This window comes from Bradyrhizobium sp. WYCCWR 12699 (genome assembly GCF_032144035.1).
Classification (GTDB): Bacteria; Pseudomonadota; Alphaproteobacteria; order Rhizobiales; family Xanthobacteraceae; genus Bradyrhizobium.
Genome location: NZ_JAVTJN010000039.1, coordinates 1,027,214 through 1,043,622, shown reverse-complemented (window position 1 = coordinate 1,043,622; position 16,409 = coordinate 1,027,214). Strand labels below are relative to the sequence as shown.

General features: G+C 65.0%; 11 protein-coding genes and 1 pseudogene. 11 read left to right on the top strand and 1 reads right to left on the bottom strand.

Annotation, left to right across the window (positions count from 1 at the left end):
• Positions 1-181: 181 nt before the first annotated feature.
• From RPS27_RS35550 to RPS27_RS35535, 4 genes are read left to right on the top strand one after another with little or no spacing between them, the layout of a single operon-like run.
• Complete coding sequence (locus tag RPS27_RS35550) at positions 182-1,015, top strand: branched-chain amino acid ABC transporter permease (RefSeq protein WP_246776496.1); 834 nt, start codon at positions 182-184, stop codon at positions 1,013-1,015.
• A complete protein-coding gene (locus RPS27_RS35545) occupies positions 1,015-1,998 on the top strand; it encodes a branched-chain amino acid ABC transporter permease (RefSeq protein ID WP_194407017.1) in 984 nt (327 codons plus the stop codon). Before RPS27_RS35550 ends, RPS27_RS35545 begins: the two co-directional genes overlap by 1 nt.
• The gene (locus RPS27_RS35540) at positions 1,995-2,726 is read left to right on the top strand and encodes an ABC transporter ATP-binding protein (protein ID WP_313754997.1); all 732 of its coding nucleotides are present in this window, start codon (positions 1,995-1,997) and stop codon (positions 2,724-2,726) included. The genes RPS27_RS35545 and RPS27_RS35540 overlap by 4 nt, the downstream gene beginning before the upstream one ends.
• Entirely contained in the window at positions 2,710-3,414 is a 705-nt protein-coding gene (locus RPS27_RS35535) for an ABC transporter ATP-binding protein (protein WP_194407019.1), read from the top strand. The genes RPS27_RS35540 and RPS27_RS35535 overlap by 17 nt, the downstream gene beginning before the upstream one ends.
• Positions 3,415-3,564: 150 nt before the next feature.
• On the opposite strand, the gene RPS27_RS35530 is transcribed toward RPS27_RS35535, so the two are convergent.
• Positions 3,565-4,251: an aldolase gene (locus RPS27_RS35530; protein ID WP_212065290.1), complete on the bottom strand. Its 687-nt coding sequence runs from the start codon at positions 4,249-4,251 to the stop codon at positions 3,565-3,567.
• A 65-nt stretch (positions 4,252-4,316) separates the two neighbouring features.
• Here RPS27_RS35530 and ltnD point away from each other — a divergent pair.
• The 7 genes and pseudogenes from ltnD to RPS27_RS35495 all read left to right on the top strand — a co-directional run.
• Positions 4,317-5,276, top strand: a pseudogene (ltnD, locus tag RPS27_RS35525) (L-threonate dehydrogenase); the annotation flags it as partial.
• 14 nt (positions 5,277-5,290) lie between these two features.
• Positions 5,291-6,073 (top strand): 2-oxo-tetronate isomerase, encoded by a 783-nt coding sequence (otnI, locus tag RPS27_RS35520; protein WP_212065289.1) that lies wholly within the window; start codon positions 5,291-5,293, stop codon positions 6,071-6,073.
• On the top strand, positions 6,070-7,359 hold the full coding sequence (gene otnK, locus RPS27_RS35515) for a 3-oxo-tetronate kinase (RefSeq protein ID WP_212065288.1): 1,290 nt from the start codon (positions 6,070-6,072) through the stop codon (positions 7,357-7,359). The genes otnI and otnK overlap by 4 nt, the downstream gene beginning before the upstream one ends.
• A gap of 171 nt (positions 7,360-7,530) precedes the next feature.
• On the top strand, positions 7,531-9,222 hold the full coding sequence (locus RPS27_RS35510) for a methyl-accepting chemotaxis protein (protein ID WP_212065287.1): 1,692 nt from the start codon (positions 7,531-7,533) through the stop codon (positions 9,220-9,222).
• Positions 9,223-9,758: 536 nt separating this feature from the next.
• Positions 9,759-11,855 carry a methyl-accepting chemotaxis protein gene (locus RPS27_RS35505; RefSeq protein ID WP_313754996.1) on the top strand — a complete coding sequence of 699 codons (2,097 nt, stop codon included), beginning with the start codon at positions 9,759-9,761 and terminating at the stop codon, positions 11,853-11,855.
• Between the two features lie 168 nt (positions 11,856-12,023).
• The gene (locus RPS27_RS35500; RefSeq protein ID WP_212065286.1) at positions 12,024-15,203 is read left to right on the top strand and encodes an efflux RND transporter permease subunit; all 3,180 of its coding nucleotides are present in this window, start codon (positions 12,024-12,026) and stop codon (positions 15,201-15,203) included.
• Positions 15,190-16,386 (top strand): efflux RND transporter periplasmic adaptor subunit, encoded by a 1,197-nt coding sequence (locus RPS27_RS35495; RefSeq protein ID WP_211417754.1) that lies wholly within the window; start codon positions 15,190-15,192, stop codon positions 16,384-16,386. Before RPS27_RS35500 ends, RPS27_RS35495 begins: the two co-directional genes overlap by 14 nt.
• Positions 16,387-16,409: the final 23 nt, after the last annotated feature.

Genomic DNA, 16,409 nt, shown 5'->3' with positions numbered 1-16,409 from the left:
GCTCAGACGTAGCTCCCGCCCTCATCCTGAGGAGCGGGCGTAGCCCGCGTCTCGAAGGACGGGGGCTGGGCCATCCTTCGAGACGCGCGCTTGTGCGCGCTCCTCAGGATGAGGATCTATTTCGGGGGACAGACTTTTGACAGCCCAAGCCATTATCCAGAGTCTCGCGAGCGGCCTGCTCATGGGCCTGCTCTACGGACTGATCGCGGTCGGCCTCGCGCTGATCTTCGGCCTGATGGACGTCACGAACTTCGCCCATGGCGAGTTCCTGATGATCGCGATGTACCTGTCCTTCTTCCTGTTCGCGTTCTTCGCCATCGACCCCTTGCTGTCGGCGCCATTGGTCGCCGCGGCACTATTCGTGTTCGGGGCGGTGATCTATCTCTTGATTGTACGCTTCGCCATGCGGGCCAAGGCCAATGCCGGCATGGTGCAGATCTTCACCACCTTCGGCCTTGCCATCGTGATGCGCGGCCTCGCGCAGTTCTTCTTCACGCCGGACTATCGCAGCATTCCGCAGTCCTGGCTCGGCGGAAAGACCATCTCGATTGCCGGCATCTTCCTGCCGGAGCCGCAGCTGGTCGGCGCGCTGGTCTCGATTCTCGCCTTCGCCGGTCTCTATTTCTTCATCCACCGCACTGATTTCGGCCGTGCGCTGGAAGCCACCCGCGAAGATCCGGGTGCGGTCGCGCTGGTCGGCATCGACAAGAACCGCGTGTTCGCGTTCGGCTGGGGCCTTGGCGCCGCGCTGGTCGGCCTCGCCGGCGCGATCATGGCGAGCTTCTTCTACATCTATCCCGATGTCGGCGCGTCCTTTGCCCTGATCGCCTATGTCACGGTGGCGCTCGGCGGCTTCGGCAGCGTGTTCGGCGCCTTCGCCGGCGGCATCATCGTCGGTCTCGTCGAAGCCACCACCGCCCTGGTGCTGCCGCCGTCGCTGAAATCAGTCGGCATCTACGCGGTCTACCTGCTGGTCGTCTTCATCCGGCCGCGCGGCCTGTTCGGATCGATCTGATGGACAAGGAATTTGCAGCGCGGCGCCGCCGCGACCTCATCATCGCCGCGGTGCTCGCCGCGATTGCCGCAGCGGCGCCCTTGTTCGTGAAGGACGTCGTCGTTCAGAACATCCTGATCCTGACGCTAATGTATGCGGGGCTGTCGCAGAGCTGGAACATCCTGTCCGGCTATTGCGGGCAGATCTCGCTCGGGCACGCGCTGTATTTCGGCCTCGGGGCCTACACCACCGAGCTGCTGTTCACCAAGTTCGGCGTGCTGCCCTGGTTCGGCATGCTGGCCGGCGGCGTGGTGTCGGCGCTGATCGCGATGGGGCTCGGTTATCCCTTCTTCCGCCTGCGTGGCCATTACTTTGTGATCGCCACCATCGTCATCGCCGAGATCGGCCTGCTGCTGTTCCACAATTGGGAATGGGCGGGCGCCGCGATGGGCATCACCATTCCGATCCGGGGCGACAGCTGGCTGAAATTCCAGTTCCTGCGCACCAAGCTGCCATACTTCTATTTCGCCCTGGCGCTGTGCTGCCTTGCCTGGTTCGTCACCTGGTGGCTGGAAGACTCCAAATGGGGCTTCTGGTGGCGCGCGGTGAAGGACAATCCGGACGCGGCCGAGAGCCTCGGTGTCGACGTGTTCAACTCCAAGATGGGCGCGGCCGCGGTCTCCGCCTTCCTGGTCGCCGTCGGCGGCAGCTTCTACGCCCAGTTCGTCTCCTACATCGACCCTGAGAGCGTCATGGGCTTCCAGTTCTCGCTGCTGATGGCGCTGCCCGCCGTGCTCGGCGGCATCGGCACCCTGTGGGGGCCGGTGTTAGGGGCCGCCATTCTGATCCCGCTGACGGAGCTGACGCGCTTCAAGTTCGGCGGCTCGGGGCGCGGTGTCGACCTCATCGTCTACGGCACGCTGATCGTCCTGATCTCGCTGGCCCTGCCACGAGGCCTGCTGAGCCTGTTTTCACGCCCGAAGAAGACGGGAGCCGCACGATGACGCCGCTTCTCGAAACCCGCGGCGTCTGGCAACGCTTCGGCGGCCTCGTCGCCAACAGCGACGTTTCGATCTCCGTCGGCCGCGGTGAGATCGTCGGCCTGATCGGCCCCAACGGCGCCGGCAAGTCGACGCTGTTCAATCTCGTCGCGGGCGTGCTGCCGCCGACGCAAGGCTCGATCCTGTTCGATGGCGAGGACGTCACCCGCATGCCGGCGGCCCAGCGCTGCCAGCGCGGCGTCGGGCGCACCTTCCAGGTGGTCAAGAGCTTCGAGACCATGACGGTCATCGACAACGTCATCGTCGGTGCGCTCGTCCGCAACACCGTGATGCGCGAAGCGCGTCGCAAGGCGCACGAGGTGCTGGAGTTCACCGGCCTTGCCGCGCGCGCCGACGTGCTGGCGAGCGACCTCGTGCCGGCCGAGAAGCGCCGCCTCGAAGTCGCCCGTGCGCTCGCGACCGAGCCGAAGCTGCTGCTGCTCGACGAAGTCCTCACCGGCCTCACGCCGACCGAGGCGCAGACCGGCGTCGCGCTGGTGCGCAAGGTGCGCGATGCCGGCATCACCGTGCTGATGGTCGAGCACGTCATGGAGATCGTGATGCCGCTGGTCGACCGCGCCATCGTGCTCGACCTCGGCAAGGTGCTGGTCGAGGGCAAGCCAAACGATGTCGTCCGCGATCCCAAGGTGATCAAGGCATATCTGGGAGATCGTCATGCTGTCGGTGCGTGAAGTCACGACCGCCTATCAGGGTCTGGTCGCGATCTCCGCGGTCTCGATCGAAGTCCAGAAGGGCGAGATCGTCTGCGTCGCCGGCGCCAACGGCGCGGGCAAGTCGACGCTGCTGAAATCCATCGCCGGTGCCGAGCGTCCGCGCTCGGGCAACGTGACCTTCGACGGCAGGCCGCTCAACGGCATGGCGCAGCATCACATCACGGCGGCCGGCATCGCCTATGTGCCGGAGAACCGCCGCCTGTTTCCGCGCCTGTCTGTGCGCGACAATCTGCGCCTCGGCAGCTATCTCTATCGCGGCGAAGCCGACCGCGAGGGACCGCTCGATCTCGTCTTCCAGCTGTTCCCGCGCCTCGCCGAGCGCCTCGATCAGCGCGCCGAAACGCTCTCCGGCGGCGAGCAGCAGATGCTCGCGATTGGCCGCGCCCTGATGACCCGTCCGCGGCTTCTGATGCTGGACGAGCCCTCGCAAGGCATCATGCCGAAACTGGTCGACGAGATCTTCCAGGCGGTGCTGCGCATCCGCGACGCCGGCATGACCGTGCTGATCGTCGAGCAGCGCATGGCCGAGTGCCTGGAGATCGCCGACCGCGCCTACATCCTGCAAACCGGCCGCGTGCTGATGCAGGGCCCGGCCGCGGAGATCAAGGGCAATCCGGATGTGCGCAAGGCGTATCTGGGGCTGTAGCGGTAGAGTGTTAGGCCCGCTCGCGCAACATACTCGCTGTCATCGCCCGCGAAGGCGGGCGATTCAGTGCTCAGAGATGCCAACGAGATACGGATAAGCCGCGGCGTACTGGATTCCCCGCCTCGCGGGGAATGACAGTGGTGGACGAGTTCAATGTCCGTGCCCATGCTCCGGCAGCGTCACCCCGAACACCTTCACCAGGTCCGCCACCTGCTCCGGCGACAGATACCGCGGGTTCATCCCGCGCAGCAGCAGGTACAGCTTCGCGGTCTCCTCCAACTCCTCGGTCGCGAACACCGCCGCTTCCAGCGTGTCACCGGCAACCACCGGGCCGTGATTGGCGAGCAGCACGGATGAATATTTTCCCGCCAGTCCCTTGATCGCGTCCGCGACAGCGGGATCGCCGGGCCGATAATACGGCACGAGCGCGGTGGCGCCGCATTTCATCAAATAATAGGCCGTCATCGGCGGCAGCGCGGCGCGCGGGTCGATCTCGGGCAGCATCGACAGCGCGACCGAATGGGTGGAGTGCAGATGCACGATCGCCTTCGCGCTGCCGCGTGTGTCGTAAAGCGCGGTGTGCAGCGGAACTTCCTTGGTCGGCGCATCGCCCGAGAGCAGCCGGCCGGTTTCGTCCAGCCGCGACAGCTTTGCCGGATCGAGGAAGCCGAGCGAGGCGTTGGTTGGCGTCACCAGCCAGCCGCCGCCGTCCAGCCTGACGCTGATATTGCCGGAGGAGCCCGGCGTCAGCCCGCGCTCGAACAGGGACCGTCCGAAGCGGCAGATGTCCTCGCGCAGCCGGGTCTCGTTGCTGCTTTCAGTCCTCATGGCCGTCATGCCCCTTTGTCTCACGCTTTGGCAGCGCGACCAAGCCGTGTTATCGGTTCGTCGAGCCCGCCGCAAAGGCCGGCCGTCCAGGAAACGTTCGCAAGGGTCAGTTGCATATGTCCGCCTCCACGTCTCAAAATCAGCGCATCGCCGTCATCGGGCTCGGCTCGATGGGGTACGGCATGGCGACCTCGCTGAAGCGCGCCGGCCACGCGGTCACCGGTTGCGACGTTTCGGCTGACGCCGTGGCGCGTTTCGTCAAGGATGGCGGTGCGGGTGCCAGCACGCCGGCAGAGGCGGCCAAGGGCTCCGATATCGTCGTCAGTGTCGTCGTCAATGCCGCGCAGACCGAGACGATCCTGTTCGGCAAGGATGGCGCCGCCGAGACCATGCCGAAGGGCAGCGTGTTCGTCTCCTCCGCCACCATGGATCCCGATGTGGCGCGACGCCTCGCCAAGCAGCTCGAGGCAACCGGGCGGCATTATCTCGATGCGCCGATCTCAGGCGGCGCGCAGCGTGCTGCGCAAGGCGAGCTGACGATCCTGGCCTCCGGCAGTGCCGCCGCGTTTGCAAAGGCGCGGCCGGCGCTCGATGCCATGGCCGCCAAGCTCTACGAGCTCGGCGATGCCGCCGGGCAGGGCGCCGCCTTCAAGATGATCAACCAGCTGCTCGCCGGCGTGCATATCGCCGCCGCGTCGGAGGCGATGGCGTTTGCCGCCAAGCAGGGCCTCGACATCCGCAAGGTCTACGAGGTGATCACCGCGTCCGCCGGCAATTCATGGATGTTCGAGAACCGCATGCCGCACGTGCTGGACGGCGATTACACGCCGCGCAGCGCCGTCGAGATCTTCGTCAAGGATCTCGGCATCATCCAGGACATGGCGCGCAGCGCCCGATTCCCCGTGCCGGTCTCCGCCGCCGCGCTCCAGATGTTCCTGATGACATCAGCCGCCGGCATGGGCCGCGACGACGACGCGTCGGTGGCGCGGATGTATGCGCAGGTTACCGGCGTGAAGCTGCCCGGCGACAAGTAAGCAAGAGGACTCCCATGCCGCGTTTTGCCGCCAATCTCTCGATGATGTTCACCGAGGTGCCGTTCCTCGATCGCTTCGATGCCGCCGCTTCAGCCGGCTTCACCGCGGTCGAGTTTCTCTTTCCGTACGATCATCCCGCCGAAGCGGTCGGCGAGCGGCTCAAGCGCAACGGCCTGACGCAGGCGCTGTTCAATCTGCCGCCGGGTGACTGGAATGCCGGCGAGAAGGGCTTTGCGGCGTTGCCGGCGCGGTTCAACGATCTCAAGGCGAGCCTCGAGACGGCGCTGCCTTACGCCAAGGCGACCGGCGTGAAGCGCCTGCACCTGATGGCCGGCATCGCCAACCGCGGCGAGCGCGTCGCGATCGAGGCCTTCTACAAATCGGTGGCATGGGCCGCGGAGTTCTTCGCACCCCACGGCATCGACGTCGTGATCGAGCCCATCAACGCGCGCAACGTGCCCGGCTACTTCCTCAACGATTTCGGCTTCGCGCGCGACCTGATCCAGGAGCTGAGGCTTGCGAACCTCAAGCTCCAGTTCGACATCTATCACTGCCAGATCATCCATGGCGACGTCACCATGCGGTTGCGTGAGATGATGCCGATCATCGGTCACATTCAGATCGCCAGCATCCCTTCGCGCAACGAGCCCGACGGCGAGGAACTCAACTATCCGTTCCTGTTCGAGGAGCTCGACCGCCTCGGCTATACCGGCTTCGTCGGCTGCGAGTACAATCCGCGCGGCAAGACCACCGACGGCCTTGCCTGGTTCAAGCCCTACGCTGGAGTGAAGCCGTGACACTTGCAGCGAACATTGCTCTTGGCTGCATCGCCGACGACTACACCGGCGCGTCCGATCTCGCCAACACGCTGACGCGCGCGGGCCTGCGTACCGTGCAGACCATCGGCGTGCCCGCGGACGATCTGGCGCTGCCCGAGGTCGATGCCGTCGTGGTGTCGCTGAAGAGCCGCTCGATCGAGGCGGGCCTTGCCGTGTTGCGTTCGCGCGCGGCGGAGACATGGCTGCGCAGCCGTGGCGCAAGCCATGTGCTGTTCAAGACCTGCTCGACCTTTGATTCCACCGACGCCGGCAATATCGGCCCTGTCATGGACGCGCTCCGCGCCGAGTGCGGCGAGGCGATCGTGCTGGTGACGCCGGCCTTCCCGGAGACCGGTCGCACCGTCTACCAGGGCAACCTCTTCGTCGGCGCCGTGCCGCTCAACGAGAGCCCGCTGAAAGACCATCCGCTCAACCCGATGCACGATTCCAACCTGGTGCGCGTGCTCGCGCGTCAGAGCAGGACGCAGATCGGTCTCGTCGACCTCGCGACCGTCACGCGCGGCGCCGATGCCGTGCGGGCGCGACTGGCCGAGCTCGCCGGCAAGGGGATCGGCGCTGCGATCATCGACGCCGTGTTCGACCGCGACCTCGAGACCATCGGCCTCGTGGCCGGCGAACATCGCTTGTCGGTCGGTGCCTCCGGCATGGGCCTCGGGCTTGCGCGCGCGCTGGTCTCGACGGGCAAGGTCAAATCGACCGCTGCGAGCAGCGACGCCGGTGCGGCGGTCGGCGGACCGGCGGCCTGCCTTGCCGGAAGCTGCTCGCAGGCGACGCTTCAGCAGATCGCCAATGCCGAACGTGTCATGCCGGTGTTGCACCTCGATCCCGAGCAGATTGTCTCAGGCCAAGGCGAAGCGCAGCGCGCGCTCGCCTGGGCCCGGCCACTTCTGGCGGAAGGTCCCGTTCTGATTGCCTCGAGCGCGACGCCGGAGGCCGTTACCGCTGTCCAGGCGCGCCACGGCCGCGACGCCGCCGGCCACGCCATCGAGCAGGCCATGGCCGATATCGCCGAAGGGCTGGTGCAGGCCGGCGTCAGGCGCCTCGTCGTTGCCGGCGGCGAGACGTCCGGCGCAGTGGTCGATCGGTTGAAGATCCCTGGATTTCTCGTGGGGGTAGAAATCGCGGCGGGGGTCCCCGTGTTGCGCGCGGTCGGTGCGGCTGCAGGCGAGATGCTGCTTGCCCTGAAATCCGGCAATTTCGGCGGCCCCGCGTTCTTCTCCGACGCGCTTGGGCTCATGCGCTGAGCGCAGGGCATTCTTAGCTGCCCCTTCATTTCTTTCTGGCTTCCGTACTCGTACGGAGCCGTAGTTAACGTCTGCTCAGGTGCTCTGAGGTTGGATGTCGGCGCTGCTCCTTTTGGTTGATTCGATAAAATCTCTGCACGCGCTGCCGCGCCACCACAACGAGACCCGATTATGTTCGCCAAGCTTTCCATCCGCGCCAAGATCATCAGTGTCGTGGCGTTCCTGCTGGTCGCGATGACCGGCATGGGCCTGCTCGCCGTGTCGAAGATGCGGTCGATGAATGCCAGCACCGTCGATATCACCACGAACTGGATGCCGAGCGTCAGGGTGATCGGCGACCTGCGGGCCGCGGTCATCACGTACCGCAACGTGGTACGCCAGCACATGCTGGCCGAAGCCCTGGAAGATAAGCTCGTGGTGGAGAAGACTGCTGTCACCGTGACCGAGGCACTCGCCAAGACGCGCAGCAAGTATGAAGCCATGATCAGTTCCCCGGAAGAGCGCGCGCTCTACAGCCAGTGGTCAAAACTCTGGGACGATTACAAGAAGGGCACCGACGAGGTCATGGCCTTGTCGCGCAAGGAGGCGGGCAAGATCCCGCGCGAGGCACAGGAGCTCAACTCCAAGACGGTCAACAAGATCGGCCTTCAGGCGGATGAGGTCCTGAACAAGGACATCGAGCTCAACACCAAGGGCGGCGAACAGGCCGCTCAGGATGCCGCCGACAACTATTCCTACGCCTTCATGCTGGTGTCGGTCATTCTCGGCGCCGCTGTGGTGATCGGGATCGGCCTCAGCTTCTATCTGGTCCGCGACGTCTCGAATGGCATCAATTCCATCACCGAGCCGATGCAGGCGCTGGGCCGGGGAGATCTGGCCGCCGAGGTCCCGCATCGCGGCGAGAAGACCGAGATCGGCGCCATGGCCGACGTGCTCCAGATCTTCAAGGAGGCGTTGATCGCCAAGAAGGCTGCGGACGAAGCTGCGGCCGCGGATGCCGAAGCCAAGATCGAGCGCGGCCGCCGCGTCGACAACATCACCCGCGAATTCGAAGCCATGATCGGCGAGATCGTTCAGACCGTGTCGTCGGCTTCGACGCAGCTCGAAGCCTCCGCTTCGACGCTGACGTCCACTGCCGACCGCTCCCAGCGGTTGGCGACCACGGTTGCCGGCGCTTCGGAGGAGGCTTCGACCAACGTGCAGTCGGTGGCCTCTGCCACCGAGGAGATGGCCTCGTCGGTCGGCGAGATCAGCCGTCAGGTGCAGGAATCGGCACGGATGGCAGGCGATGCCGTCGGCCAGGCGCGCGCCACCACCGAGCGCGTCAGCGAGCTGTCCAAGGCCGCCGCGCGCATCGGCGACGTCGTCGAGCTGATCAACACCATCGCGGGCCAGACCAATCTGCTCGCGCTGAACGCGACCATCGAAGCCGCGCGTGCCGGTGAAGCCGGTCGCGGTTTCGCCGTGGTGGCCTCCGAGGTGAAGGCACTCGCCGAGCAGACCGCGAAGGCCACCGGCGAGATCGGCCAGCAGATCTCCGGCATTCAGGCCGCGACCAACGATTCGGTCGGCGCCATCAAGGAGATTTCCTCCACCATCGAGCGCCTCTCCGAGATTTCCTCGGCGATCGCGGCCGCGGTGGAAGAGCAGGGCGCGGCGACGCAGGAGATCGCCCGCAACGTGCAGCAGGCCGCACAGGGTACGCAGCAGGTTTCCTCCAACATCACCGACGTGCAGCGCGGCGCGACCGAGACCGGCACGGCGTCCTCGCAGGTGCTGTCGGCAGCGCAGATGCTGTCCAACGACTCCGGCCGATTGAAGAACGAGGTCAGCAAGTTCCTGACCAACGTCCGCGCGGCCTGATCCCTCCGTCAGGTATCGGATGACCCAAGAGCGGCGCCCCTCGGCGCCGCTCTTTGCCTTTGGAGAGAGCCTGCACGCACTGACATATTTTTCACGTGGGTCGTACGGTTCCAAATCTTTACGGGTTCCAACTCGGAAAGCTCTATTGGTCCTTGCAGTGTTTCGGAGACGGCCTCGTGAGACTGCCTTCATTTTCTGCCATTTGCTCCATTCAATTGAAGATCGCCCCGATCGCCGGCGTTTGCCTCGCGGTCACCTGTATCGCTCACGGCCGCTCAAATGCGGTCCAGCGACTCGGAGCGGCTGACGAGCGACGTCGGCAGTTGCTGACCAGGGCGGTGTGAAGAGACACATTCCATTTGCGTTGCGCCGTGCATTCGCGTGCGCAACGTTTTGATAAGCATAAGCAGTGAAGCCCCAGAGCCATACGACTGCACTTTGACGTGAGACAACATCACGTTGCGAACGTGGGGTAGTTCTCGTGAGACCGACCGATTCCGTTATCGGAAGTGGCGCTCGGAAGAAGGAAGCAAGCGGTGCATCTCAGAATAGGCAGGGTCCTGCCGGCCATCATCTCGGTGCTTGCCTTGATGGGGATCGCGGCAACCGGCTACACAGCCATTCACGCCTACCATGATCGCGAGGAGGCCGCGGCCTTCGTCGGTCTCAACGGCATTTCCCAATCACTGCTGCACAGCGCCGGGCAATGGGCCAAGGAGCGCGGCATGACCAATGCAGCACTGAACTCGCCAGAGGTAATTCCGACCGATCGTTGTTCGGAGATCGACGGTGTGCGCGCGACGTCCGACCAAGCCTTCCGCGATGCTGTCCATCGGCTGCGCGACGTTCCGGCCATGAAGGGCGTCGAACAGCGCATCTCGGAAGCGGAGCGGGCATTCACGAACTTTGAGGACCTGCGCCGCAAGGTGGATGCAAATCTAGCAAAGTCCGGATCGGAACGGGACAGCGAGGTGGTCAAAGCTTTTGCCCCGGCGATCACCGACCTGATCGAGATCGCCGCCAGCAAGCCGCGCCTGACCTTGGAGACCCTGACCAATTCGCCTTCGGCAGTGATGGCGCGCCTTGTCGGTCTTCGGCATCTGACCGCGGAAATGGCCGAGAACGCCGGCCGCGAACGTGCGTTCCTCGGCGGGTTGATCAGTTCGCGCGCGAAGCTCGCCGCAGATGGGATCGGTCGGATCGCGACCTTCCGCGGCCACGTGGAACTCGCTTGGGCGACAGTCGCTCCGATCGCCGACCGCAGCGACGTGCCGACGGGGCTCGCACGAGCCATCAAGCTGGTGAAGGAAGACTACTTCCAGACCTACGGAGCGCTGCGGGCGGAGGTCCTCGCGGCTGGCCCGGGCGGCGACTATAAGATCAGCGGCCATGACTACGTCACCCGCGCGACAACGGCGATCAATTCCATTCTCGCTCTGGCCGACGCCATCGGCGCAGCGGCCGATATGGAGGCCGCCGAGCAGGCGAAGGCGAGTGCCTCGAATCTGATCGTCAGCGTTGCAATCCTTCTGGCGAGCATCGGGCTCGCATTTCTGAGCTTCTGGGTTGCGATTTCGCGGATCGTGCGTCCGCTCTCGGCTTTGACGGCCACGATGGGCGAACTTGCCGCCGGCAATTTCTCCGTCGTTCTGCCCGGTCTCGGCCGCAAGGACGAAATCGGCGACATGGCGCATGCGGTCGAAATCTTTAAGGTTAAGGCCGAAGAGAAGGCGCGCTTGGAGGCCGAGGCCAAAATCACGCAGGATAAGATTGCCGCCGAACAGCGCAAGGCCGACATGCACAGGCTCGCTGGCGCATTTGAAACCGCCGTCGGCGAGATTATCGACACGGTATCCTCGGCATCTACCGAACTCGAAGCTGCGGCGGGCACGCTGAATACGACTGCCGAGCGCGCACAGCAATTGGCAGTCGTGGTCGCAGCGGCGTCGGACGAAGCTTCCTCCAACGTCGAATCGGTCGCGTCGGCGACCGAGCAGCTCTCCTCCTCTGTCACCGAGATCAGTCGACGCGTACAGGACCAGGCTCGCATGGCCAACGAGGCCGTCGGCCAGGCCGGAAGGACCAACGACAAAATCGGCGAGTTGTCGCGAGCGGCCTCTAGGATTGGCGACGTCATCGAACTCATCGACCAGATCGCCGGACAGACCAATCTCCTGGCCCTCAACGCCACGATCGAGGCCGCGCGTGCCGGCGAGGCCGGCCGGGGTTTTGCGGTGGTTGCATCCGAGGTGAAGGCCCTTGCCGAGCAGACAGCCAGAGCCACCGGCGAGATTTCCCAGCACATCGCAGGAATGCAGGCGGCCACTCAGGACTCCGTCGGTGCGATCCGGGAGATAGGCGGTTCGATCGGGCACCTTTCAGAGATCGCCTCCGCCATTGCGGCAGCCGTTGAAGAGCAGGGCGCGGCCACTCAGGAGATCGCGCGCAACGTGCAGAAGGCAGCCCAGGGAACGCAACAGGTGTCGGCCAATGTCGGGAATGTCGAGCACGGGGCCACTGAGACCGGTTCGGCTTCGGCTCAGGTGCTATCGGCCGCTCAAATGCTGTCACGCGATTCCAATCGCCTCAAGCTCGAGGTCGGAAAGTTCCTCGATACGGTACGCGCCGCTTGAGCCGGGCCACCGCATGGCTGTGATGTCGATTTTGCAGTGCGGTAGCAGGGAAGTGAAGGCAGGATAGTTCTGGTTATTAGCGTTTCCGGCGGTGCTCCGGTAAAGGGGAATGGGGTTCGCCGTGGGGGCGGCTTCCGTAGTCTCATTTGACCTGGAATTGCCTGGCGCATGATTGCTCTGGTCCGTATTGCCCTGAGCCGGCCGTATACGTTCGTCGTGCTCGCGCTCCTGCTGCTCATCATCGGGCCGCTGGCGGCGCTGCGGACGCCGACCGACATCTTCCCTGACATCCGCATTCCCGTGATCGGCGTGGTCTGGCAGTACACCGGCCTGCCGCCCGACCAAATGTCCGGCCGCATCACCACGCCGTTCCAGCGCGCGCTGACGACGACCGTCAACGACATCGAGCACATCACCGCCAACTCCTATAACGGCTTTGGCATCATCAAGATCTTCTTCCAGCCCAACGTCGACATCCGCACCGCCAATGCGCAGGTCACCGCGATCTCGCAGACGCTGCTCAAGCAGATGCCGCCAGGCGCGACGCCGCCCTTGATCCTGAACTACTCGGCCTCCACCGTGCCGATCATCCAGGTGGCGCTGTCGGGCGATGGCCTGACCGAGCAGAACCTCGCCGACATCGGCATCAACCAGCTGCGCACGCCGCTGGTCACCGTGCCCGGCGCGGCGATCCCCTATCCGTTCGGCGGCAAGCAGCGCCAGGTCCAGATCGATCTCGATCCCACCGCGCTCCAGGCCCGCGGGCTATCCGGCCAGGACGTCGCCAACGCGCTGGCCGCGCAAAACCTGATCACGCCGGTCGGCACCCAGAAGATCGGCCAGTTCGAATACAACATCCAGCTCAACAATTCGCCGCTGAAGATCGACGAGCTCGGCAACCTTCCAATCAAGACCGTCAACGGCGCCATGGTCTATGTGCGCGACGTTGCGAGTGTACGCGACGGCAATCCGCCGCAGACCAACATCGTTCATGTCGACGGCAACCGCTCGGTGCTGATGATGGTGCTGAAGGCAGGCGCGACCTCGACGCTCGACATCATCGCCGGCATCAAGCAGAAGGTGATTGACGTCAAGGACCAGCTCCCCGACGCACTGAAGATCGGCTTCATCGGCGACCAGTCGGTGTTCGTCCGCGGCGCGATTCAAGGCGTCGCGGTCGAGGGCGTGATCGCGGCGCTGCTGACCAGCGTCATGATCCTGTTGTTCCTCGGCAGCTGGCGTTCGACCATCATCATCGCGGTCTCGATCCCGCTCTCGGTGCTGGGCGCCATCATCATGCTGTCGGCGATCGGCGAGACGCTGAACATCATGACGCTTGGCGGCCTCGCGCTCGCGGTCGGCATCCTCGTCGACGACGCCACCGTGACCATCGAGAACATCAACTACCATTTGGAGCAGGGCAAGCCGGTCGAGCAGTCGATCCTCGACGGCGCCAACCAGATCGTGACGCCGGCCTTCGTCTCGCTGCTCTGCATCTGCATCGTGTTCGTCCCGATGTTCTTCCTCAGCGGCGTCGCGCGCTTCCTGTTCGTGCCGATGGCGGAAGCCGTGATGTTCGCGATGATCTGGTCGTTCATCCTGTCGCGTACGCTGGTGCCGACCATGGCGAACTATCTATTGCAGGCGCATGTCCACCACGACGGCGCCCCGCCGAAATCGCGCAATCCGCTGGTCTGGTTCCAGCGCGGCTTCGAGGCGCGGTTCGAGCGCATCCGCGGCGGCTACCATGATTTCCTCGGCCTTGCGCTGGCCCACCGTGCGGTGTTCGTGATCGGCTTCCTCTGCGTGGTCGGCGCGTCCTTCGCGCTGGTGCCGTTCCTGGGGCGCAACTTCTTTCCCGCGGTCGATGCCGGCAACATCCTGATGCATGTCCGAACCCAGGTCGGCACCCGCGTCGAGGAGACCGCCAACCAGCTCGCCGAGGTGCAGAAGGCGGTGCGCAAGCTGATCCCCGGCGAGATCGAGACCATGACCGACAACATCGGCATGCCGATCTCCGGCATCAACATGACCTACAACAACACCGGCGTCATCGGCCCGCAGGACGGCGACATCCAGATCAAGCTGAAGGAGGGCCACAAGCCGACGGAAGAGCATGTGCGCGTGCTGCGCGAGCAATTGCCGCGGTTGTTCCCCGGCGTTAGCTTCGCCTTCCTGCCCGCCGACATCGTCAGCCAGATCCTGAATTTCGGCGCGCCGGCGCCGATCGACCTGCAGATCCGCGGCGCCAATCTCGCCGCCAACTTCGCTTACGCCAACACCCTGCTGGCAAAGGTCCGCAGGATCCCGGGTGTGGCCGATGCGCGCATCCAGCAATCGCCGAACGCGCCAACCTTCAACATCGATGTCGACCGCACCCGCGCGCAATATGTCGGCCTGACCGAGCGCGACGTCACCAACAGCCTCGTGGTCAATCTCGCAGGATCCTCGCAGGTCGCGCCGACCTATTACCTCAATCCCGACAATGGCGTGTCCTATTCGATCGTGATGCAGACGCCGCAATACCAGATCGACTCGCTCAGCGCGCTGCAGACGCTGCCGATCACCGCGGCCGGCAATGCGCAGTCGCCGATCCTCGGCGGCATCGCCGACATCAGGCGCTCGGCCTCGAGCGCGGTGGTCTCGCAATACGACATCCAGTCGATGGTGCAGATTTTTGCGACGACCTCGGGCCGCGACCTCGGCGCAGTCGCCGCCGACATCCGCCAGGTGATTGCGGATACGGCCAAAGAGGTGCCAAAAGGATCCTCCGTGGTGCTGCTCGGACAGGTGCAGACCATGAACAGTGCCTTCACCGGCCTGTTGTTCGGGCTGCTCGGTGCCGTCGTGCTGATCTATTTCCTGATCGTCGTGAACTTCCAGTCCTGGTCCGATCCCTTCGTGATCATCACGGCGCTGCCGGCTGCGCTCGCCGGCATCGTCTGGATGCTGTTCACGACCGGGACCACGCTGTCGGTCCCCGCGCTGACGGGCGCCATCATGTGCATGGGCGTTGCCACCGCCAACAGCGTGCTCGTGATCTCCTTCGCGCGCGAGCGCTACGAGGCGCTCGGCGATCCCATTGCCGCCGCGCTCGAGGCCGGCTTCGTCCGGTTCCGCCCGGTGCTGATGACCGCGCTCGCCATGATCATCGGAATGGCGCCGATGGCGCTGGGGCTGGGCGAGGGCGGCGAGCAGAATGCGCCGCTTGGCCGCGCGGTGATCGGCGGCCTGATCTTTGCAACCTTCGCCACGCTGATGTTTGTTCCCGTGGTGTTCAGTATGGTACACAAGAAACAAGGCGTCAAAGTCGCCGCCCCTTTGGAGACCTCGCATGTCGCCCACTGAATCCGGCTCCCCGGTGTCGCGCCGGAAACTGGGCATCTTCGGCGTGGTGGCGCTGATCGCGGCTGGCCTCGTCGTCGGCACGGGCATCCGTGCCCGCGAGGAGCAGGGCTCCAAGCTGAGGGAATGGACCGATGACCAGGCCATTCCGAGCGTGGCGGTGATACAGCCGAGCGCCAAGGCGCAGAGCGCCACCATCGACCTGCCGGGCCGGCTGGAAGCCTATTACCGCGCGCCGATCTTCGCCCGCGTGTCGGGTTATCTGAAGAGCTGGAGCGCCGACATCGGCGCGCGCGTCAAGGCGGGGCAGGTGATCGCCGAGATCGAGGCGCCCGATCTCGATCAGCAGCTCTTGCAAGCCAGAGCTGACCTCGCCAGCCAGCAGGCCAGCGCGAGGCTGTCGGAGGCAACGCTGAACCGGCGCAAGACGCTGGTCGCCTCCAACTTCGTCTCGGCGCAGGAGATCGACGAGCGCACTGCCGACCTCTCCAACAAGAACGCCGCCGTCAATTCGGGCAAGGCCAATGTCGAACGGCTGGAGGCGCTGGCCGGTTACAAGAAGATCACCGCGCCGTTCGACGGCATCGTCACCGCGCGCGACACCGACGTCGGCGCTCTGATCAATGCCGGCGGCGGCTCCGGTCCGGCGATGTTCGTGGTCTCGGACATCACCAAGCTGCGCGTCTACGTCAATGTCCCCCAGAATTACGTGCCGGCGATCAAGATCGGCGCCAAGGCGACGATCGCGCTGCCGGAATATCCGAACCGGAATTTCCAGGCGACGGTGGAGGCGTCCTCGCAGGCCGTCGACGTTGCCTCCGGCACGACGCGCATGCAGCTCGGGCTCGACAATTCGAGCGGAGAGCTGATGCCCGGCGGCTATGCCAGCGTGAAGCTCAACCTGCAGCGCGATTCCGCGCCGCTCAGCATCCCCGCCAGCGCCCTGATATTCAACGGCAGCGGCTTGCGCGTCGCAACCGTCGGCGCGGACGACAAGGTGCTGTTCAAGCCGGTGACCATCGCCCGCGACCTCGGCCGCGAGATCGAGCTCGCCTCGGGGATCGCTGCGGACGACCGCGTCATCACGGCCCCGCCGGACGGCCTCTCCGACGGCGATCCGGTGCGCGTGGTCGGCGCCAGGGGCAAGCCGGCGACGGCGTCGGAGAAGCAGGCGCCGAAGGGGTAGGGCAGTCCCGTTCCCCGGACGCA